Source organism: Massilia eburnea (genome assembly GCF_009720745.1).
Taxonomy (GTDB): domain Bacteria; phylum Pseudomonadota; class Gammaproteobacteria; order Burkholderiales; family Burkholderiaceae_D; genus Rugamonas; species Rugamonas eburnea.
In genome coordinates this window covers 60,077-80,699 of sequence record NZ_WNKX01000003.1, presented here as the reverse complement: position 1 = coordinate 80,699, position 20,623 = coordinate 60,077, and the positions used below count along the sequence as shown (strand labels likewise).

The 20,623-nt window shown below is 63.9% G+C and carries 21 protein-coding genes; 8 read left to right on the top strand and 13 right to left on the bottom strand.

Annotation, left to right across the window (positions count from 1 at the left end):
* Positions 1 to 284 precede the first annotated feature (284 nt).
* The 3 genes from GM658_RS04885 to GM658_RS04875 are packed head-to-tail and all read left to right on the top strand — an operon-like array spanning position 285 to position 1,189.
* Positions 285 to 662: a hypothetical protein gene (locus GM658_RS04885; RefSeq protein WP_155452889.1), complete on the top strand. Its 378-nt coding sequence runs from the start codon at positions 285 to 287 to the stop codon at positions 660 to 662.
* Positions 663 to 920: a DUF5985 family protein gene (locus GM658_RS04880; protein WP_155452888.1), complete on the top strand. Its 258-nt coding sequence runs from the start codon at positions 663 to 665 to the stop codon at positions 918 to 920. It abuts the gene before it with no gap.
* Positions 920 to 1,189 carry a DUF5985 family protein gene (locus GM658_RS04875; RefSeq protein ID WP_155452887.1) on the top strand — a complete coding sequence of 90 codons (270 nt, stop codon included), beginning with the start codon at positions 920 to 922 and terminating at the stop codon, positions 1,187 to 1,189. Before GM658_RS04880 ends, GM658_RS04875 begins: the two co-directional genes overlap by 1 nt.
* A gap of 23 nt (positions 1,190 to 1,212) precedes the next feature.
* Here GM658_RS04875 and GM658_RS04870 read toward each other — a convergent pair whose 3' ends face one another.
* From GM658_RS04870 to GM658_RS04860, 3 genes are read right to left on the bottom strand one after another with little or no spacing between them, the layout of a single operon-like run.
* Positions 1,213 to 2,010 (bottom strand): radical SAM protein, encoded by a 798-nt coding sequence (locus tag GM658_RS04870; protein ID WP_155452886.1) that lies wholly within the window; start codon positions 2,008 to 2,010, stop codon positions 1,213 to 1,215.
* Positions 2,011 to 2,021: 11 nt separating this feature from the next.
* Positions 2,022 to 2,591 carry a 3'-5' exonuclease family protein gene (locus tag GM658_RS04865; RefSeq protein ID WP_155452885.1) on the bottom strand — a complete coding sequence of 190 codons (570 nt, stop codon included), beginning with the start codon at positions 2,589 to 2,591 and terminating at the stop codon, positions 2,022 to 2,024.
* Positions 2,588 to 3,247 carry a DUF7146 domain-containing protein gene (locus GM658_RS04860; protein WP_155452884.1) on the bottom strand — a complete coding sequence of 220 codons (660 nt, stop codon included), beginning with the start codon at positions 3,245 to 3,247 and terminating at the stop codon, positions 2,588 to 2,590. The genes GM658_RS04865 and GM658_RS04860 overlap by 4 nt, the downstream gene beginning before the upstream one ends.
* Before the next feature lie 143 nt (positions 3,248 to 3,390).
* Between GM658_RS04860 and GM658_RS04855 the strand changes: the two genes are divergently transcribed.
* The 3 genes from GM658_RS04855 to GM658_RS04845 all read left to right on the top strand — a co-directional run bounded on the left by GM658_RS04855 (position 3,391) and on the right by GM658_RS04845 (position 6,523).
* The gene (locus GM658_RS04855) at positions 3,391 to 3,756 is read left to right on the top strand and encodes a DUF6968 family protein (protein ID WP_155452883.1); all 366 of its coding nucleotides are present in this window, start codon (positions 3,391 to 3,393) and stop codon (positions 3,754 to 3,756) included.
* A 113-nt stretch (positions 3,757 to 3,869) separates the two neighbouring features.
* Positions 3,870 to 5,858, top strand: a complete 1,989-nt coding sequence (shc, locus tag GM658_RS04850) for a squalene--hopene cyclase (RefSeq protein ID WP_155452882.1) — start codon at positions 3,870 to 3,872, stop codon at positions 5,856 to 5,858.
* Positions 5,859 to 5,869: 11 nt separating this feature from the next.
* Positions 5,870 to 6,523, top strand: a complete 654-nt coding sequence (locus GM658_RS04845; protein ID WP_371865035.1) for a phosphorylase family protein — start codon at positions 5,870 to 5,872, stop codon at positions 6,521 to 6,523.
* Here GM658_RS04845 and GM658_RS04840 read toward each other — a convergent pair.
* Positions 6,520 to 7,293, bottom strand: a complete 774-nt coding sequence (locus GM658_RS04840) for an MlaA family lipoprotein (protein WP_155452881.1) — start codon at positions 7,291 to 7,293, stop codon at positions 6,520 to 6,522. The genes GM658_RS04845 and GM658_RS04840 overlap by 4 nt on opposite strands.
* Positions 7,294 to 7,297: 4 nt before the next feature.
* A complete protein-coding gene (gene hpnN, locus GM658_RS04835; protein WP_155452880.1) occupies positions 7,298 to 9,985 on the bottom strand; it encodes a hopanoid transporter HpnN in 2,688 nt (895 codons plus the stop codon).
* 164 nt (positions 9,986 to 10,149) lie between these two features.
* On the opposite strand from hpnN, the gene GM658_RS04830 reads away from it, so the two are divergent.
* Entirely contained in the window at positions 10,150 to 10,761 is a 612-nt protein-coding gene (locus GM658_RS04830; protein WP_155452879.1) for an MlaC/ttg2D family ABC transporter substrate-binding protein, read from the top strand.
* 2 nt (positions 10,762 to 10,763) lie between these two features.
* On the opposite strand, the gene GM658_RS04825 is transcribed toward GM658_RS04830, so the two are convergent.
* The 6 genes from GM658_RS04825 to ispH are packed head-to-tail and all read right to left on the bottom strand — an operon-like array spanning position 10,764 to position 17,284.
* Positions 10,764 to 11,762 (bottom strand): lysylphosphatidylglycerol synthase domain-containing protein, encoded by a 999-nt coding sequence (locus GM658_RS04825; RefSeq protein WP_155452878.1) that lies wholly within the window; start codon positions 11,760 to 11,762, stop codon positions 10,764 to 10,766.
* On the bottom strand, positions 11,759 to 12,604 hold the full coding sequence (hpnK, locus tag GM658_RS04820) for a hopanoid biosynthesis-associated protein HpnK (RefSeq protein ID WP_155452877.1): 846 nt from the start codon (positions 12,602 to 12,604) through the stop codon (positions 11,759 to 11,761). Before hpnK ends, GM658_RS04825 begins: the two co-directional genes overlap by 4 nt.
* A 25-nt stretch (positions 12,605 to 12,629) precedes the next feature.
* The gene (hpnJ, locus tag GM658_RS04815; protein WP_155452876.1) at positions 12,630 to 14,051 is read right to left on the bottom strand and encodes a hopanoid biosynthesis associated radical SAM protein HpnJ; all 1,422 of its coding nucleotides are present in this window, start codon (positions 14,049 to 14,051) and stop codon (positions 12,630 to 12,632) included.
* Entirely contained in the window at positions 14,048 to 15,157 is a 1,110-nt protein-coding gene (hpnI, locus tag GM658_RS04810; protein ID WP_155452875.1) for a bacteriohopanetetrol glucosamine biosynthesis glycosyltransferase HpnI, read from the bottom strand. The genes hpnJ and hpnI overlap by 4 nt, the downstream gene beginning before the upstream one ends.
* The gene (gene hpnH / locus GM658_RS04805) at positions 15,157 to 16,320 is read right to left on the bottom strand and encodes an adenosyl-hopene transferase HpnH (RefSeq protein ID WP_155452874.1); all 1,164 of its coding nucleotides are present in this window, start codon (positions 16,318 to 16,320) and stop codon (positions 15,157 to 15,159) included. Before hpnH ends, hpnI begins: the two co-directional genes overlap by 1 nt.
* A 22-nt stretch (positions 16,321 to 16,342) precedes the next feature.
* A complete protein-coding gene (gene ispH / locus GM658_RS04800; protein WP_155452873.1) occupies positions 16,343 to 17,284 on the bottom strand; it encodes a 4-hydroxy-3-methylbut-2-enyl diphosphate reductase in 942 nt (313 codons plus the stop codon).
* A gap of 148 nt (positions 17,285 to 17,432) precedes the next feature.
* On the opposite strand from ispH, the gene hpnA reads away from it, so the two are divergent.
* Positions 17,433 to 18,431 carry a hopanoid-associated sugar epimerase gene (gene hpnA, locus GM658_RS04795; RefSeq protein WP_155452872.1) on the top strand — a complete coding sequence of 333 codons (999 nt, stop codon included), beginning with the start codon at positions 17,433 to 17,435 and terminating at the stop codon, positions 18,429 to 18,431.
* Positions 18,432 to 18,440: 9 nt separating this feature from the next.
* Here hpnA and GM658_RS04790 read toward each other — a convergent pair whose 3' ends face one another.
* A complete protein-coding gene (locus tag GM658_RS04790) occupies positions 18,441 to 19,328 on the bottom strand; it encodes a ferritin-like domain-containing protein (RefSeq protein WP_155452871.1) in 888 nt (295 codons plus the stop codon).
* A 25-nt stretch (positions 19,329 to 19,353) separates the two neighbouring features.
* Positions 19,354 to 20,622, bottom strand: coding sequence for a glycoside hydrolase family 2 (locus GM658_RS04785; protein ID WP_155452870.1), 1,269 nt, complete (start codon positions 20,620 to 20,622; stop codon positions 19,354 to 19,356).
* Between the last annotated feature and the right edge of the window lies 1 nt (position 20,623).

Sequence of the window (20,623 nt, the reverse complement as noted above, 5' to 3'; positions counted from 1 at the left end):
ACTTTCGGGCGGGCGCCGCACAGGGGCATGGTGCGGTGTTAACGGTCGCTGCGGTGTATGGGAGCGATAGGGCATACCATAATCGACTCAATATTTGTTTGCAAGCACTGCGGGCGAATCGGTCGACTATTGCACAACAATCATTGCCTTATGGAAAGTAGCAGCCCCGGGGATAGCCGCGCGCACGGTTGAATTCACTTTCTTGCAAGCGACATAAAGCTCGTGCAATATAAGTTTCATGCGCATAACAACTCGTTCGTTCCGTCTTCTGCCAACCGCCTAGCATGAGTTCTTCAGCGATCCCAAACGACATACGGCGCTACCTCATGCAGTGCGTTCCCTCCGTTCCCTATATCGAGGCGGTACTGCTGATGCGCGAGAGCAGGCAACCGTGGCAAGCGGATGCCCTGGGGCGCCGCCTGTATCTTGGCGTCGATGACGCACAGCAGCTGCTGGCCAGGATGCATGCCGATGGCCTTGCTGCGGAAGACGCGGGCGGATTAAGGTATGGGCCCAACGCGCCTGAACTCGAGGATCTATGGAGCAGGCTGGCAGTCGTATACGCACAGCATCTGATTGAAGTCAGTACGCTCATTCATACCAAAACCAGCGGCAAAGCTCAGATTCTGGCCGATGCGTTTGTCTGGCGAAAGGGAAAATAGATGGCAAGTGTCATTTACCTGATGTGCGCGGCAACCGCGCTGGCGTGCGCCATCCTGGTACTCCGCAGTTACCGGGCAAGCCGGCACCGCCTGCTGTTCTGGTGCGGGCTATGTTTCGGCGGCATGTTTCTTTGCAACGTGCTCTTGATTGTCGACCGGCTGGTCCTCCCCGATACAGACTTGTCGACGGTGCGGCTGGCCGCCGGCCTGGCTGCACTGCTGCCGCTGCTGTATGGCTTGGTGTGGGAGGACGAATAATGGCGATCAATGCCTGGTTAAACGGCGCAATTTTCATGTCGGCGATGGTTATCGCGCTGTTCTTTGTCCGTTATTGGCGGCATTCCCGCGACACACTGTTTATCTACTTTGCGATCGCATTCGTGCTCGAAGGCGTGCACCGGCTGTTGCAGGCCTGGCCCGCAGACGATCCCGATACGCCGCAATATTACTTGCTGCGCTTGCTCGAATATGGCTTGATCCTGGTTGCCATCGTGAAGAAAAATCGCGGCGCCGGCAAGGAACGGTGACGGCACGGATTGGCAGCTTGGCGTTACACGAACTGGATGGGGATGCGTTTCTTTTGCGTGGCGTCCTCCGGGATCGTGCACAGCAAGGTGTCCCTGGATTCGCTGGCGCGTTCGAGCACAACGCGCCCATCGGCTTCGACGACCGGCACTGGCTTGACTGAAAAGTCCAGCCAGCGCACATCCAGGCGGCCGAGCAGCGCACGCCGCTTGCGCAGGACCTTGTCGTGCAACAGGGCCCGCTCCGCAGGCGTCAGACCATAGTCGCCTTTGGTGCGGACACCGCTGCCGCGCGGAATGAAGGGCAGGATGCTGAGCTTCCGCACTCTTTCCGAAAGGCAGAAATCCGCCATCCAGTCCAACACCCATTCTTCACCGGCGACAACCGTGGTCTGTATTGACGCCGGGATGCCGGCAGAAAGCAGATCGCGAAGATGTTGCGTTGCCTGGTCAAAGGCCGCTCGCCCCACCATTGCATCGTGATGGGCACGATCCCCGTGCAGGCTGACCTTCACCCGTGTGCCTGCTGCGAGCAAGGCCCGCAATATGGGCTCAGTCATTGCGATGCCGTTGGTGGTCAGGCGCGACTCGCCGCCATGCGACTGGACATGCGCCAGCAGCTCCGGCAGTCCGGGATGGATGGTCGGTTCGCCGCCGCAGAAATGGACAGTACGCACGCCCTGGTCCTGCAGCCACCCCAGGCGGTCTTTCAATACCGCTGTCGGCGGGTGCGCCCCGTCAGGCGGCGCAAGGCAGAATCCGCAGCGCGCATTGCAGTAGCGCGTGACGCGAAAGCAAACTGTTGAGGGCAGCTTCACGTTCATGCCAGGCCTCCTTAGCGGCTGCGGCTCTCTTTCAGCATATTGCAAAACAATGCGCCTTGTTCGAGCGCGTCGTCCACCGCGACATGGGTATGCGGCAAGTCGTCAAACCAGCGCTTGGGCATCGCACTCTTGGTGCTGCGCCGATAGTCCTTGCGCAGCATTGTCATTGCCATCGTTTTCATGTCGAGGGCAGAGAAGCTGAACGGGCTGCGGCCGGCAAAGCGCATCAGGTACCAGTAAACGAACATGAAATCGAAGGCCGCCGGATAGCCGACGAAGACCGGCAAGCCGGGCAGTGCTTCCAGCCATGCGACATAGTCTTGCATGGCTGCCTGCGGCGGCTGGGGATTGCGCCGCGCCGCTTGCCAGGCGTCTGGATGATCTTTCCACCATGCGAGCGTGTCGGGATGCCCGCTGGCCCCGGGCAGGAAGTCCAGGTTGGCTGCGAAAGTCCCGAGCAAGGTCTTGTCCGCCAGGTAGGCCGCAGATGCAAAGCTCAACATCGAGTGTGGGCCGGGGATCGGGCCGTCGACTTCAACGTCCGTGCTGACGTAGATTTCCACCCTGGGCTTATCGCTCATCTCGTGACCACATCCTCGCATTCAAAACTGGCCTTGAGCCAGCGCGCCACCCTGGTGTTTCCCTGTTTGACCAGCGCTGTGTTCCAGTCCTTGCAGCGTGCCGGCGGCAACAGGCGCCGCGGCTTGCTCATCGACAGCATCTGCGCATAGTGCCGCGCCTCTTGTTCGCCCGGGGCGTTTGCATCAAAACCCAGCCACACGACGCGCATGGCGCAGGTCTGCGGCAGCCAGGGCGCCCAGCGCCCGATGGTGGCGACGCCATCCCAGCCACATGCGGCCAGCGAGAGGGCATCGAATATCCCTTCCACCAGGATGAGGGGCTCGGCGCGCCAACTCGAGCCGACGCCGGCCACGCCGCCGGGCAGTCCGACTGTCAGCATCTTGTTCTGGCCGCGTAAAGTAGTCAAGTAGCGGCCGTGCACCGACACCAGCAGGCCCTCCTGGTCATGCAGTCCGACCAGTACCGCCGGGCGCCCGTCCCAGTCGGGGTCGAAACGCATGCCGGCCTGCTCGGCCAGGGGCAAAGGAATTCCGCGGCGCTCCACGTAGGCCTGGCCCGGCGTGCCGGCAAGCGGCAGCGCGCGTGCGAGGCGCTCGCTCGGGAGTTCACCAGAGCGTGGCATGCGGACAGGGTCAACGCGTTCGAGTCGGGCCATATCGTGCATTGTGCCCAGATATTGCCCGTTGATTCCTCTCCGATTGTCACGTTTGGTAATCTCCGGAGTTATGTTATTTTTGAGTTTGCGCACTGGAAAGCAAATTTGCCGCCGCATCCCGGCTATTCGCAAAGGAGTCCAAAGTGGAAGACGACATTTCAGACGTGATTTCTGAACGCAGGCTAAGCCTGGCGACCGATGACGGCAGCATCGCGTCGATTATCGTCCGGATTGGCAGACCGCTTTGCGTGGCCGGGCCGGAGGTCTATCGGTGCCATTTCCAGTTCTTGGGATTCGACAACAATAAGATCCGCTACGCAGAAGGCGATGACAGTATGCAAGCCCTGATCCTCGCCCTGACGAAAATCGCCTCGCATCTCTACACCTCCGCCGAATTCAGGTCGATGCGCTTGACGCTCGATGGCCAGTGCAATCTTGGGTTTCCGCTGTTCGTTTCGGACCATCAATCGACGCTTTTCCCGGATCCGATCGGATTACTGCTGATCTGACCATGCACGAAATTCAACGCTATTAGCATGTTGTGGAGTTTTGGCATATTGTTATAATTTGCTGAGCTATCGTGGCAGTACCCCAATTGTGTCAACTCCGATTTCGGTGAATCATGGCCCAGGTACGACAAGCGACATCCCAATCAGTTCCTTGCGACGCTGAGTCAGCAATCGAACAAGCCCTCGATGCCATCCTGTCCCGACAGCGTGAAGATGGCCATTGGCTATATGAGCTGGAAGCCGATTCCACCATTACAGCGGAATACATCCTGCTGGTGCATTACCTGGGGGAAGACCATGATCCCGAGCTGGAAGAGCGCATGGGCCGCTATTTGCGGCGCGTGCAGGGCCGGGATGGCGGGTGGCCACTGTTCCATGAAGGCGAGGCCGACGTCAGCGCCAGCGTCAAGGCCTACTTTGCGCTGAAAATGCTGGGCGATTCGCCCGACGCCCCCCATATGCAGCGCGCCCGCGCCCGCATCCTGCAGCTGGGCGGCGCGGAAAACTGCAATGTCTTCACGCGCACCCTGCTGGCGCTGTACGGCTTCCTGCCTTGGCGCAGCGTGCCCATGATGCCGGTGGAACTGCTGCTGTTGCCACGCTGGGCGCCGTTCCATATTTCGAAAGTTTCGTACTGGTCGCGCACCGTGGTGGTGCCGCTGCTGGTGCTGAACAGCCTGCGGCCGGTCGCCCGCAACCCGCGCGGCGTGAAGATTGACGAGCTGCTTGCCAATCCTCTGCAGAAGGCGGGCTTGCCGCCATGCGCACCGCACCAGCACCGCGGCTGGTACAGCATCTTCCGCGGCATCGACATGGTGCTGCGCGCCGGCGAAGGCCTGATTCCGCGCCCGGTGCGCCGTCATGCGCTGAAAAGGGCCGAGCAATTCGTACGTGAGCGCGTGAACGGCGAGTATGGACTGGGCGCGATTTTCCCGGCCATGGTGAATGCCGTGCTGATGTTCGATGTGCTGGGTGTGCCGCGCTCCGATCCCACAGTTGAAATGGCGCGCAGGTCGATCGACGCGCTGCTGGTCGACCGGGTGGATGAATCATATTGCCAGCCTTGCCAATCGCCGGTATGGGATACGGCGCTGGCTTGCCATGCCTTGCTTGAAGTGTCCAGCTCCAAGGCCTCGGCGGCTGCCGCGCGGGGCCTGCAATGGCTGCGCCGCCTGCAAGTGCTTGACCACTGGGGCGACTGGAAAGTGCGCCGGCCGCATGTGCGTCCCGGCGGCTGGGCCTTCCAGTATGAAAATGCCTATTATCCGGACGTGGACGATACGGCTGTCGTGGCGATGGCGCTGCACCGCTTCACACAGACGCTGGGCGAACACGTTCCCCACAGCGATCCGGCGCTGCCCCCTTCGTCCGAAGCCATTGAGCGGGCGCGCGAATGGGTGGTGGGCATGCAAAGCGCCAATGGCGGCTGGGGCGCCTTCGAGCCGGAAAATACGCACTACTACCTGAACAATATTCCATTTGCCGATCACGGCGCCTTGCTCGACCCGCCCACTGCCGACGTTACGGCGCGCTGCCTGTCCATGCTGGCGCAGATGGAGGGCGGCGCCAGCAGTCCGGAGGCGCAACTGGCCCTGGCTTACCTGCTCGACGAGCAGGAAGAAAATGGCAGCTGGTTCGGGCGCTGGGGAACCAATTACCTGTACGGCACCTGGAGCGCTCTTTGCGCCCTGAACGCTGCGGGCCTGGATGGCGGCCATCCGGCCGTGAAGCGCGCCGCGCACTGGCTGCTGAGCGTGCAGAACGAAGACGGCGGCTGGGGCGAAGGCGGCGACAGCTACCGCATCGACTATAGCGGCCACGCGGAATCGGTCAGCACGCCTTCACAGACCGCATGGGCCATCATGGGGCTGATGGCGGCCGGGCAAGGCCGGCATGAAGCGGTGGAGCGCGGCATCGCCTACCTGGTCGAGACCCAGCGCGACGACGGCACCTGGCATGAGGAGCACTTCACGGCGGTGGGATTCCCGCGCGTGTTCTACCTGCGTTATCACGGCTACGCGCACTACTTCCTGTTGTGGGTGCTGGCCCGCTATGCCAACCTGCACCGCGATGGCGCCTCGCCGACGCGCTGGGGCATGTGATCCGCCCGCCGGTGGTCGTCCTTACCGGCATGGCGTTCGAGGCGCGCATCGCCGACGCGCCGGCAGTCTACGGGCAGCGTGGCAAGGCGCTTGAGGATGCGTTGGCCGCGCGTTTGCAGCGGCCCTGCGCGGGGCTGATCAGCTTCGGCGTGGCGGGAGGACTGGCGCCTGCCTTGCAGCCCGGCGCCATCGTCGTGGCGGATTCGGTGGCCACGGCGGGCGAGACGATTCCTACTGATGGTGGCTGGAGCGCGGCATTGTTGCGCGCATTGGACGGCGCATCATTGGGGCCAGTTGCCGGAGTCGATTCGCCGCTGGCGGCAGTGGCGGAAAAGGCGGCCCTGAACGCTGCATTGGGCGCCTTGGCGGCGGACATGGAATCGCATATCGGCGCGCGCGCTGCCCGGCAGGCCGGCGTGCCATTCGCGGTGCTGCGGGTGGTGATCGATGCGGCCGGAAGCGCGGTGCCGCCGGCGGCGCTTGCCGGTTTCGGCGCCGATGGCAGGACGGATATGCGCGCGCTGCTGGCAAACCTGCTCGCCCATCCCTGGCAGCTGGGGGCCATGCTTCGGCTCGCGCGCGACTCGGCGCATGCGCGTGCTGCGCTGCGCGACGCCCGTGCGTCGCTGGGTGCGCGCTTCGGCCTGCCTGAAACGCCGGGTTAAGAAGACGGCGGTCGGGATGGCGGCGGTACCGGCGTGGCCGCTGGCACGGCTTCAGCGGGCTTGCCTTCCTCGGGTTCCTCATATTGCGGCAAGCCGTCCTTGTCCTGCCCCAGGCGATTGCGGCGTTGCTGCAGGTAGGCGTCGCGCACGAAGCTGTATTTGTCCAGCGCGGCCTGCTCCAGCAAATCGCTGGCGCCAAGGTAGTTGGCGCGGGTATTCACAACCTGCAGTGCGCGCAAGGGAACGCGGTAATCGGCATCGGCATAGCTGAGCGGATCGGCGTAGAAGTCGACGCCGGTGCCCACGCCATCGCGAATGGAGCTCGGGCCGAAGAGCGGCAGCACCAGGTAGGGGCCGGACGGGACGCCCCAAGTGCCCAGGGTCAGGCCGAAATCCTGTGAATGCTTGGGAATTCCGGCCGGCGTTGCGATATCAAGCACACCGGCCAGGCCAAAGGTCGTATTCAAAGCGACCCGCATCAAGCTCTCCATGCCGTCGCCGACTTTACCCTGCAGTAGATTGTTGATGGTGTTGCCGACGTCGCCAAGATTGCTGAAGAAGTTCGTCACACCGGTACGCAAGAATGATGGCGTCGCCTCCTGGTAGCCCTTCGCCACGGGCTTCATGACGTAGGTGTCGAGCTTGTCGTTGACCTGGAACATGGTGCGGTTATACGGTTCCAGCGGATCTTCCTGCGTGGCGTTCGGGCCGGTGGCACAGCCGCCCAGCAGGGCACACATCAGTAGCAAGATGCTGATTGTTGTCTTCATCGGCTCAATCCCTGGCGGTGCGCTGGCTGCCGGCGCTGTCTGCAGATCCCACCCGGCCTTTGTCGCCGGGCATACTGCCCTCGCCAGGAACCTGCGCTGCATCGCGTGGGCGTCCCAGCAGGATAGGTTGGAAGAATACGGCGCCGACCAGGGTGCAGGCCAGCGCCAGGGCCAGCAGCTGGCCCATGCTGGCCGTGCCGGGATGGTGGGAGAAACTCAGGCTGCCGAATGCCGCTGCGGTCGTTGCCGCGCTATACAGCACGGCGTGCGTCAGGCTCGATTGCAGCAAATGGGTCTGGCCGGCGCGCCAGGCCATGACGTAGTAAATCTTGAAGGCCACGCCGACGCCGAGCAGTAATGGCAGTGCGATGACGTTGGCGAAGTTCAGCGGCAGATCGATCAGTACGCAGGATTCCAGGGTCACCAGCGCGGAAACCAGCAGCGGCACCAGTGTGCGCAGCACATCGCCGAAATTGCGCAGGGTAAGCCAGAGCAGAAGCGTAATCGACAGCACGGCATAGGCGGTCGCCTTGCCAAATGCGCCCATGATGGTGTCGGCCGAACCGCGTACGGAAATGGGGCCGCCGGCGGCACGCGGATCGGCGCGCAGTACGGCGTTGATAAAGCGCTCCAGCGTGGCGGCGTATGCCGGGCTGCCCGGCGCCGGCAAGCGCGGTGTGATGGCGACCAGGGCGCGGCCGTCCGGGGTGAGCCAGTCGCGCACCAGTGCAGGCGGCACGTCCTTGACGGTGACGGGCTGCGCTTGCAGCGCCAGTTGCAGGCGTTTCATCGACAGCCTGAGAGGCAGGGCGATCGCCGCCTCCGTGCGGTCGCGCTGGCGGACATCGGCAGCAGCGAGGCGTTGCACTGCCCTGGATAGCCGCTGGGCCGGGGCTGCGCCGGGGCCTGGATGGTCTTCGGCGGCCAAGTCGAGCTGCTGGCCGAGGCGTTTCAGCGAGGCGATGCGCAAGGCGTCGCTGGCCGGGGCGGCCGAGGGCTGGGCCAGGACCGGCAGCAGCAAGGCTGCGGTGGACGCAATCATGGGCAGCTTGCCTTCCTGCTGTTCGGGCACCAGGCTAAGCAGGCTCACGGTGCGCGCCACTTCCGGCAAGGTGGCCAGTTGCTGGGCCGTCTTGCGCGCATCCTCCAGCGTGGGCGCCAGCACGTTCACATCTTCGGTTCCAGCTTCCGGGGCGTCGGCCAGGGCCCGCAGCGTTGCCATGGATTCGGAATGCGGATCCTTCAGGTTCAGCGGATCGAAGTCGAAGCGCAGGTCGCGCAGCAAAGGCACGCCCGCCAGGATCAGGACGATCGTACCGATCAGGACACCGTTGCGGTGGCGTTCGAAAAATTCGTCGGCCGGCGCCAGCCATCGTGCTGCGGGAACGGCCGATTCACCGTGCGGGCGGAACACGCTGATCAGGGCAGGCAGCAGGGTCAGGGTAAAGGCGAAGGCCACCAGCATCCCTACGCCGGCAATCAGGCCCAGCTCCGCCACGCCGCGATAGTCGGTGGGCAGGAAGCAGAAAAAGGCGAGGGCCGTGGCCGCTGCTGCGAGGGCCAGCGGCGCGCCCGCCACCGCCGCGCTGCGCTCCAGGGCCAGTTGCAACGTCGGCTGCTGGTGACGCTCAGCGCGGTAGCGCACCCCGAACTGGATGCCGAAATCGCCGCCCAGGCCGATAAACAGTACGGCGAACGCCACCGAGATCATGTTCAGCGCCCCGACCATGGCAAGGCCCAGGGCTGCCGTGACCACCAGCCCTGCGATCAGGCTCACCAGCACAGCGGCGATCAGTTTGGCCGAGCGCAAAGCCAGCCAAAGGATGAAGATGACCAGCAGCAGCGTGAGCACGCCGTTCACGACGGCCCCTTCGGCGACCGAGGCGAATTCCTCGTCGGCCAGTGGCTGCGGGCCGGTCAGGCGCACCGTCGCGTTGAATTTGCGGCCCAGGTCAAGGCGCACGGCGGCGGCGCGTATCAGATCGCTGGCGTCGCCGCCGGCAGCCAGGTTGGCGTAATCCAGCACCGGTGTGATGGCAACGAAGCTGTTGGCCAGGGCCGCTTTATCCTGGGATGGCAGGTCAAAATCCATCCATGACAGGGCGGCCTGCTGGCCGGCCAGCGTGCTTTCGATGACGGCCGCGCTGCGCCCGAGCAGGCCGGCCATGTCTTCCAGCTTCACCTGTCCGGTTTGCAGGGGCAGGGCCAGTGTGGTCGAGAGAGTGTCGGCCAATCCGCGCAGCGACGGGTCGCGCTGCAGCGTGCCGATCAGCGGCTTGGCCTCCTGCAGCTGGCTGGTAACGTTCTTGAGTTCATCGGCGGGAAGGAAGAGCAAGCCTGCATGGTCAAAATAGCTGCCGCCGCCGGGACGGCTGACGGCACGGAAGCGTTGGTCCTGCATCTGCAGGTCGGCGGCAAGCGCGTCGGCTGCCGCATCGGCCAGTTCGCGCGCCGGCGCCTGCACGACGGCAAGGATCATTTGCCGACGCTGCGGGAAGGCCTTGCCGATGGCTGCGTCCCGCTGGGCCCACGGGGCATTCGATTCCAGCAGGCGGTCGACGTCGGTGTCGATGGCGAAATGCCGGACCGCATAGATGCCGCTGAATAAGGTCAGCGCCGCCGCCACGGCGATGGTGAGGCCAGCGCGTTGCGCGGCCTTGCTAACCAGGCGAATGAGCATTGCTGTCAGCATAAGCAGTAGGCGTTTGGCTCGGGGCACGGTGGGGAAAAACCAGTATAGCAGCAGCCGGCGTTTTTATGGCAAGCATGCCAACGTTGTGAGTGCGGGCGCGCTATACTGTGCCGAAGCGCCGCTTCCTGCGGCAAACTTGGCCCCAACCGCAGCCCATACCGCCCATGAAAAACTATGCCGCCCTGATGCCTGTTGCCGCCGTGCTGGCGCTTGCGCCTGCGCAGGCCCAGAACCAGTCTGCGCCGGACGCGCAGGTCCGCGCCGCCGTCGAGAACGTGCTGGGGATGATGCAGTCCGACGCCGCAGCGCGCGGCGGCGATATGGCCAGGATCACGGCCATCGTGCAGCGCCATTTTCTGCCGTACACCGATTTCGAATACACCACCAGGCTGGCAGTCGGCAAAGCATGGAAGGAAGCGACGCCTGAGCAACGCCAGAAGCTGTTCCTGCAGTTCCAGGCCATGCTGGCGAACACGTATGCGCTGTCGCTGTCGCAGCTGCGTGAACAGAACGTGAAATTCCAGTATGCCCCAAGCAAGCAAGGTGGCGGCGTGAACGACGCTGTGGTGCAGACGCATGTGGTGGCCAACGGCGAAGACATGCAGATCGACTACCGGCTGACCCGCACGCAAAATGGCTGGAAGATTTACGACATCAATATGATGGGCGCCTGGCTGATTGAAATTTATCGTCGCCAGTTCGCCGATATCCTGGCCAGGGATGGGGTGGAGGGGCTGCTCAAGTACCTCGAGCGCCACAACAGGGCAGGCAGCTGAGTTCACGGTGCGATCCCGCGCGCGCCGCCATTGCGCTTCCAGCGCCGCATTTCCAGCCATTGCCACGACAACAGGGCCGGCACACCGAACAGGATTTCCCTTGCGCGCTTGACCAGGGCCAGCGACAGTGCAATCTCAGGGTGAATGCCCAGGATCTGGCCCAGCATCAGTACCGCCGCCTCCTGCACGCCCAGGCCGGCCGGGACGAAGAACGCCATCTGGCGCGCGGCCTGCGTCAGCGCTTCAATAAACAGGGACTGCGCCAGGGTCGCCTCGTGGCCAAGGAGGCGCAGGGCGAACCAGACTTCAGCTGTACCCAGCACCAGGCCAGCGAGCTGCCAGCACATCGCCGTCAGCAGCACGCGCCGCCGGCGCACCAGTGAACGGATTCGCAGGTCCAGATGCGCGCCGTCGCCCAGTGCGCCGAATTGGTCGCCAAAGACCTTGCGTGCCAGCCCGCCCAGGCGCGCAAAGATGGCCCCATGGTGGAGTACCAGCGCAAACACAATCGGCCCGGCAAGCGACAAGGCGAGCCCGGCGATAATCGCCCAGCCATAGCGCGTGCCTTCTGTGGCCGCGAGCAAGCCAAGCACCCCCAGTACGGTGAAGGCATAATACGTGAACATGGTCACCATGACTTCGGTCACGATGCTGGCGGCGACCGCGCTGGTGTCGCCTACGCGCATGCGCGCCAGCCGGATGCCGACCAGCTCTCCGCCGACGCTGGCAGTCGGCAACAGGCGGTTGACGGCCTCGCGCACCATCGCGACCCACCACAGGAAGGGCAGCGCCACGCGTTCGCCAGGCAGCGCGGCGTGCAACAGGGTCCGCCAGCCTTGGGCGTCAAGCAGCAAGGGCAGGGCATGCAATGGCAGCAGCAACAGCAGCGGCCAACCCGCTTGCCGCAGCACTTTCGCCACGTCCGCTGCACCCTGGTGAATGACCAGGGCGGTCAGGCCAAGCAGGCCGGCCAGCGCAAACAGGTAGGCCAGTCTCTTCATTGCGTGGCGTGGACGCCGCCGGAGACCGGGGCGAACAGGACGTCCGTGAAGCCGCCGCGCGGCACGCCGAGCGCGTCGAGGGCGGCGCGTACCCGCGGTGAAAGCAGGGCGGCAAGTTCGTCGGCGTGGCGGTAGCTGCGCATGGCCGATGTCAGCGGCCCATCGCCCGCGAGCGCCGGGTGGAAGTAGATCTCCGTGATGCCGGGACCGAGATGCGGCAGAGCGGCGAGCAGTGCAGCTTCGTCCATCGCGCCGCTGGCGGCGATGCCGACTACCTGGTCGTTATGCGCGATGCCCGCCTGCCGCAGGCGCCAACGCAGCAGGGACAGCCAGGGCCGCAGCCACCACGGCGCCCCCGTTTCCAGCGGCAGGCGGATGGCGCGCATGCCGAAATCCCGGCCGGTTTCCAGCACCAGGGACAGGATGGTTGGATGCAAATGGAAGTGCTTGTGGCAGTTGACGTGGTCGAGCGGCAGGCCGGTCGCTGCAAACGCTTCGAACTGGGCCCGTATTTCCGACGCCAGTTGGCGTCTTGCGCCGGGGAGGAAGAAGAAGCGCACGCCGTTGCCGGCCATGTTGGCACTGAAGCGTCCACCCGCGTCGACCAGGGCGGGGACAAGCGATCGGGGCAGGGTCGGAGCACCGTCGGCCAGCACAAGATGCAGGCCGACGCGCAGGCGGGGCAGCCGGCGCGCACGTTCGATGGCGTCGGCTGCCGCGGGAGCGCCGACCATGAGGCTGGCGGCATTCAGTACGCCATCGCGGCAGGCCAATTCCACTGCTTCATTGACAGACGCATGCAAGCCGAAATCGTCCGCCGTCAGGATCAAGCCGCGCGGCATCGCCGCTGTGCCGGGAGCAGCCAGTTCAAGCCTCGTGCGAACGCAGGAAGTGGAAGAATTCGACGCCTTCACGCAGGCGGCGCTTGGTCATTTCCCAGCTGCCCAGCATTTCGCGCACGATTTCCCATATTTTGCTGGGACGGAAGTAGAAGCGTTTATAGAACACTTCCACGCTGTGATAAATTTCTTCGCGCGACAGGTGCGGATAGCTCAGCGCCGACAACTGCACGCCTTCTTCGTTGACCAGGCTGATGACCTTGCGGTCCTTCAGCCAGCCGTTCTCCAGGGCCTGCTGGTAGAGCGCCGTGCCGGGATAGGGCGCGGCCAGCGACACCTGGATGGTGTGCGGGTTGATGTCCTGGGCGTAGCGGATGGTCTTCTCGATGGTTTCCTGGGTCTCGCCGGGCAGGCCGAGGATAAACGTGCCATGGATGGTGATGCCCAGCTGGCGGCAATCGGCGCTGAAACGGCGCGCGATATCGGTGCGCAAGCCCTTCTTGATATTCAGGAGGATCTGGTCGTCGCCCGACTCATAACCCACCAGCAGCAGGCGCAGGCCGTTCTCCTTCATGATCTTCAGAGTGCTATACGGGACGTTGGCCTTGGCATTGCAGGACCAGGTCACGCCCAGCTTGCCCAGGCCGCGCGCGATCTCCTCGGCGCGGGGACGGAGGTCGGTGAAGGTGTCGTCGTCGAACATGATCTCCTTCACTTCGGGCATGTTCTCCTTGATCCATTTGACCTCGGCCAGCACGCTTTCGGCGGAACGCGTGCGGTAGCGGTGGCCGCCGACGGTCTGGGGCCAGAGGCAGAATGTGCAGCGGGAACGGCAGCCGCGGCCCGTGTAGATCGACACATAAGGATGCTTGAGGTAGCCGATGAAATAATTTTCCACCTTGAGATCGCGCTTGTAGATGGGCGCGACGAAAGGCAGTTCGTCCATGTTCTCGATCATCTCGCGCGGCGCATTGTGCCGGATCGTGCCGTCGGCCAGTTTGTAGCTGAGCCCCGTGACATCGGCGAGCGGGCGGCCTTCCGCCACCTCCTTGCAGGTGTAGTCGAATTCTTCACGGCAGACAAAATCGATCGCCGGGCTGGCGCCGAGCGTTGCATCCGGTTCGACGGCAGCTTTGGCGCCGACCATGCCGATCAGGAAGCCGGGCTTGCGCGCTTTCAGCGCTTCGGCAAACTTGACGTCCGTTGCGAATGACGGTGTGCTGGTGTGGATGATGATGAGTTCATAGCCGTCGGCGATTTCGAGCGTCTGCTGCACGCCCAGTTCATCGGCGGGAGCGTCGAGCAGGCGGCTGCCTGGCACCATGGCCGCAGGCTGGGCCAGCCAGGTCGGATACCAGAACGATTTGATCTCGCGCTTGGCCTGGTATCGTGAACCGGCGCCGCCATCGAAACCGTCGAAGGAAGGCGCTTGCAGGAACAGGGTTTTCATGGCGACCTTTCGGAAAGCGATTGCGCATCATGCACGGACAATGTCTGCTGGCGCCAGTGCACGCGTGTGCCGCCCAGGGCGGCGGCCCATTCGGCCAGCAAGAGAGCGTCGCGCAGCGGGGAACGCATGGCGGCGCCGAGGGAACGGGATGGCAGGCAGCGTGCGGCGCCGCCTGCCAGCAGCAGGGTCCAGCCAAGCGGAGCGCGGGATATGGCCAGGCCGAGGAGCAGCATTGGCCAGGTGAAGGTAATGAAAGTGAAGGCGAAGCCGGCAGGATTCAGGGACCGTATGGTACGCATCCAGCGCAGTTCATGGCGCCAGAGATCGCGCAGGCTTTGTTCCGTGACATCAGTGCTCACCACGACATCGGAAAGGACTGTCGCCAGCCCTTTGCAGCGCGTGAGTTCTCCGAGCCAGTAATCGTCTGCAAGACGGTTCTTGAGCGCTGCGAGCCCGCCAATGGCGTCCAGTGTGTCGCGGCGCAGTGCAATGGTGGCGCCGAACGCAAAGCTGCGCGAGCCGCCGGCGTGCGCCACCCGGACGGAAGGTGCAAACCAGTCGTCAATGAATTGCGCGCCAAGCTGTGGCCAGCCGTTTCCCTGGGGGCGGCCTTCATAAAGGCAGGTGACGACGCCGGTGCCAGGGGCGGCCAACGGTGCGGTGACGCGAGCGAGGTAATCCTCAGGCACGGCGATGTCGCTATCGGCCAGCACGAGCCAGTCTTGGCGGGCGTGGGGCATCATATTCAGCAGGTTGCTGACCTTGGGGTTGCTGCCGTGCGTGCGTTGATCAACCACCAATGTAATGTCGCATTGGGGAAAATCGGCTTGCAGGCGCCGCACCACGGCGACAGCGGCATCGCCGGCTTCCCGCACGCCGAATACGATCTGGAAGCAAGGGTGGGCCTGGCGGCAGAAAGTGGCCAGGTTGTCGTACAGGCGTGGCTCGGCGCCGCATAGCGGCTTCAGGATGGTGACGGGCTGCGGCGCGGCCGTGCTTGCACGCGGGCCTGCGCGGCGCGCGCGCAAAGTGGCGAGCGCCGCGAGCAGGGCGTAGGCCGTGGCGGCCGCACTGAGAGCGCCGCCGGCCAGTACCGCCGCGTCCATCAACGGCCTCCCGCCTCGGCGGCTGGAACTGCTGCGGCGGCAGGCGCTTTGCGATTGCGGATTTCCTCGACGCGGATCGCCACTTCCTTCGTATAGTTGAATTCAGCGGGACGCTGCTTGTCGAGCGCAATATCCGGCGCCATCGGCCCGTCCGTCTTCACGCCGCGCAGTGCAACGCCAAGGGCTTTCAGCGGGTGTTTGACTGTGTCGGTGACGGCGGTGGCTTCGTAACCGCTGTGGACCATGCAGTTGGCGCATTTCTCGTAATTGCCCGTGCCGTAAGCATCCCAGTCGGTTTCTTCCATCAGTTCCTTGAAGCTGGATGCATAGCCTTCGCCCAGCAAATAGCACGGGCGCTGCCAGCCGAACACGGTGCGGGCCGGGTTGCCCCACGGGGTGCAATGATAGGTCTGGTTCCCGGCGAGGAAATCCATGAACAGGGAAGACTGGCTGAACGCCCAGTTCTTGCCGCCGCGCCCGCGCGCCAGGATGTCGCGGAACAGCTGGCGGGTTCTGGAGCGGGTCAGGAAGTGCTCCTGGTCCGGAGCGCGTTCATAAGCATAGCCTGGCGACACCGTGATACCGTCGACCCCCATCCCTTTCAGCGAATCGAAGAACTTCGCCACGCTCTCGGGGTTGGCGTCGTTGAACAGCGTGCAGTTGATGTTGACGCGGAAGCCGCGCGCCTTGGCGGCCTTGATTGCGGCCACGGCGCGTTCGTACACGCCTTCCTGGCACACGGAATGATCGTGCATCTTCTGGTCGCCATCGAGGTGCACGGACCAGACGAAATAGGCGCTGGGTTCATACTGGTCCAGCTTTTTCTCCAGCAGCAGGGCATTGGTGCAGAGGTAGACAAAGCGCTTGCGGGCGACGATGCCCCTCACGATGGCCGGCATATCCTTGTGCAGCAGCGGTTCGCCCCCGGCGATGGAGACCACCGGGGCGCCCGATTCATCGACCGCCTGCAGGCACTCTTCGATCGATAAGCGCAGGTCCAGGATAGGATCGGGATAGTCGATCTTGCCGCACCCCGAGCAGGCGAGGTTGCAGCGGAAGAGCGGTTCCAGCATCAGTGCCAGGGGATAGCGCTTGCGGCCAGCCAGCTGTTGCCGCACGATGTAGCTGCCGACGCGGACAGCCTGCAGGAGAGGTATCGCCAAAATCAGCCTCCAGGAAGAGGAATCAGATAGTCACAGCCGGTACTTCAGCCAATTCATTGGGCAGCCGGAATTCCGCATGCTCCTCCTTGCCATCCATGGTGGAGATCTGGACGGGACCGAGCTTGCGTAAAGCATCCAGCACGTCTTTTACCATAGCCTCCGGCGCAGAGGCGCCAGCGGTGACGCCGACCACTTTGGCGTGGCGCACCCAGTCGGGGTCCATCTCGCTGCCGTCCGCGATCAGGTAGCTCGGGATCCCCATTTCCGTGCCGATCTCGCGCAGGCGGTTGGAGTTGGAGCTGTTGCTGGCGCCGATCACCAGGATGACGTCCACCAGGGCCGCCAGCTGGCGCACGGCGCTCTGGCGGTTCTGTGTGGCGTAGCAGATGTCCTTGGTGTCGGGACCGACGATATTGGTGAAGCGTTTTTCGAGCGCGGCGATAATGTTGCGTGTGTCATCGACGCTCAGCGTGGTCTGGGTGACGTAAGCCAGGGGCGCATCCGTCGCCAGATTCAGCCTGGCGACGTCTGCCTCCGTCTCGACCAGGATCACTGTACCGGGAATCTGGCCGGTGGTGCCGATCACTTCCGGATGTCCGGCGTGGCCGATCAGCAGCACCGTGCGGCCGCTGGCGGCATACTGGCGGCCCTGGTTATGGATCTTGATGACAAGGGGGCAGGTGGCGTCGATAGGGCGCAACTGGCGCTGCCTGGCTTCGTCTTCGACGGAGGCAGGGACGCCATGGGCACTGAAGACGGTGATGGCGTCTTTTGGCACCGCATCCAGGGATTCGACGAAAACGGCGCCTTTGCGCCGCAAGCCTTCAACCACGTGCTTGTTGTGGACGATCTCATGGCGTACGAAGACCGGAGCGCCAAACTTGATCAGCGCGCGGTCGACAATTTCGACAGCGCGTACTACGCCTGCACAGAATCCGCGTGGTTGGGCAAGAATCACCTGCATCGGAGGCTCCCTTCTGTCCTGTCGTCCAGCTCAAAAAACGAGTTTTGGAAATTGACAACACTTTCGGCGCAACAGGACTTACTATATACCGGTATTCAGCCTTGTGCACTTTTTGCAACCGACTTTTTGTCTCTGGGCGGAAGCTCCTATGCGTGAAGACGATATTCTGGTGACTGGCGCCTCTGGTTTTATTGGATCGGCTGTGGTACGCCGCGCGCTCGGTCGCGGCTTGCGCGTGCGGGTCCTGGTCCGTGCAGATAGCCCTCGCCGCAACCTGGAAGGCTTGCCCGTCAGCGTGGTGGTCGGCGATATGCGCGATGCGGCATCGATGCGCGCCGCCGTCAACGGAGTGCGCCATGTCAGCCATGTGGCGGCCGACTATCGTTTGTGGGCGCCGGATATGGGGGAAATCGTCAGGACGAACACTGAGGGCGCGCGCGCGGTGATGGAGGCCGCCCTGGCGGCCGGCGTCGAAAAGGTGGTCTATACCAGCAGCGTGGCGACGCTGCGGGTGGCCGGTGCTTCAGGGCCCGTGGGTGAGGATGCCGGCATGGCGGCGGACGAGGCGATCGGCGGCTACAAGCGCAGCAAAGTCCTGGCTGAACGCCTGGTGGAGAAGATGGTGGCCGAGCAGGGGCTGCCGGCAGTGATCGTCAATCCCTCGACACCGGTAGGGCCACGGGATGTGCGGCCCACCCCGACCGGACGCATCATCGTGGAGGCGGCTTCGGGCAAGATGCCGGCCTTTGTCGATACGGGGCTGAACCTGGTACACGTGGATGATTGCGCCGAAGGGCATTTCCTGGCCCTCGAACGCGGACGCGTCGGTGAGCGCTACATCCTTGGCGGGCAGGATGTGTCCTTACGCGAGATCCTGGGCGAGATTGCAGCCTTGAGCGACCGGCGCCCACCCGGCGTGGAACTGCCGCGCTGGCCCCTGTATCCGCTGGCGCACCTGGCGGAAGGGGCGGCAAGATTGACGGGGCGCGAGCCTTTCCTCACCGTCGACGGATTGAGGATGTCGCGCTATCGCATGTTCTTTACGTCGGCGAAAGCGCAGCGGGAATTGGGCTACGCTCCGCGCCCATACCGCGAAGGCTTGCGCGATGCCATCGACTGGTTCCGCGCCGAGGGATACCTGCAATGAAGCCCGGGTTCAGCGCAGCAACCTGAGTGCCAGCCGCGCCAGGCGCGGCACGGTTTCCGGCCGCAGCAGGCGTTCGTCGTAGCCGGCCATGCGGCGTTCATTTTCGGCAAGGCACAACTCAATCAGCGCTTTCGGCTCCAGCGGTTCCGCCACGGCGGAAGAGCCGGTCATGGTGAAATTTGCGTCATTGGCCGTGCCATCGGCGTCGATGCCGCGCGCGATGCCGATGCGCTCCCAGATCAGGAATGTCCACACGCGCATCACTTTCAGCGCAAAGAGCGGACGCCGCCACCATGGCAGCTGGCGCCGGTACCAGGCCGCCCAGTTGACGAAGAAGAGGATGTGGCGGCCTTCCTCCTGGATGACCGGCTCGAAGGTTTCCACCAGTTCAACCGGAAAGAAACCGGAACGCTTGGCCGCGGCAAACAGCCCAAAGGCGAAAAAGCTGTCGATGCATTCGCTGTAGCCGGTCACCAGCCAGCCCCATTCCGGATCGTCGGGCGGCGGATAGTCGGGTTCAGGCGCAAGCGTGATGCCGTAAGCTTCCACGAGTTTGGAAAGGACGACCTTGTGGCGCGCCTCTTCATCCGCATCCATATCCAGTGCGCGGCGCAGCAGCGGGTCTTGCACTGTGCCGGCGAAAGTACGCACGCGGATGGAGGCGCGCCCCTCGGTCTGCACGGCGATGTCCCAGATCGGCAGCGAAGTCACACGATGCAAGGCGTCCGGCGCCAGTTCGGGCCAGTCGATCACCGCGGGTTTGTACGGGTTATGCGTTTGCAGCAGCAGTTCGCAGAACATGCGCAAGTGGCGCTCGGAGCCCGGAGGCACGGGATCGGGCGAAGGGTCCGCCCAGTTGCGCATGGCGTGGTCCGCCTGGAGGATATGGTCGACCATCGGTTTGTCCCTTGAGTGAGCTGGCCTACTGTCTCGTTGATTTTACATGCAAGTACATAAAGTAGCCCAGAAGGGGAATTACGAGCGCCAAAGCGTACTGGGTACGCGACACGCCGACCTCGAATGGAAACCAGATTCCCGGCAGGCCGAACGCGGACAACTCGCTTGGGAACAAAGCCACTCCCATCGTGAGGACGGTGAGGAGTGCCAAAGGACGAAGATGGCCGTTCCGCGCTATGCCCAGGCACGATATGCCGAAAAGCGCGAGCAGCACCACGCGCATCCCGGCTTGGAGCGTCGGGAATTCATAGCCGGGAATGGCAGACAGGCCAACGAGCATTCCCAGGACGCAGGTGCCGATATCCAGACGGCGCTCGCGGAATCCCGCCAGGCGGTAGCAGGCGAGCAGCCAGCAGACGATTGCCAGGGGATTGAATATGACGTAGCGCGCGATGATGATCGTCTGCAGACTTTCGGCTTCAGTCCAATAATACAAAGGCTGGTTGATGCGTGAAGCGGCGATCGCCGAGACGCAGCCGGCGGCAAGGAGAAGGAACTGCCCGCTACCCCCGAAGCGGCGCAGCGCGAGCGCAAAGAGCGCCAAGGCCAGGAGCGCCAGCGGTTCCGCCAGGTCGACTGCATAGCCCCAGAAAGTCTTCCACCATTGCACCTGATAACGCGCAGCCGCTGCGGTTGATTCAGCGAGAACCGGCGCTACATGCAGCCCGCCCGCTTCGGCATCATTGACCGACTCGCGGGGCAGGTAGACGTGAATGGCCAGTACGCCTTCGCCGGTTGATGCATTTTCGCCGAGGGGAATCAGCTTGGGGCGGATGCCGTAAACGCGCGGTGGATCGGCGCTGAAATCGCCGATGCCTGCGAGCTTGCGGCCGTTCCAGTAGACTTCGTAGGCGCTGTCCACCAGGGTTGGCCCGACGAGTACGGCGGCGGAACCCGCCGGCACGCTCCAGCGTACATGAAGGCGATACCAGGCGTGCCCCCACTGGCCGGGATGGCCGCGCGAAGTCCAACCGGCAACGTAGCCCGGAATGCCGACATCGCCGTCGTGCGCGCCGGGCGCCGGCGTAAGGTCCACGCGCTCCCAGTCATTGTCGTCAAATCCAGGCAGGACCCAGCGTGGATCGTTTCCCAGGCGGAATGCCCAGGGGCCGTTCAAAGGCGCTTCGGCGCGCCCGAGCACGAGTTCTGTGGCCGCTTGCGCGGCTTGTGTCAGGCTGAACGCAAGTACCAGGCCGGCCAGCGTCCGCCAAATGGCATGCGCGATGTGGCTCATC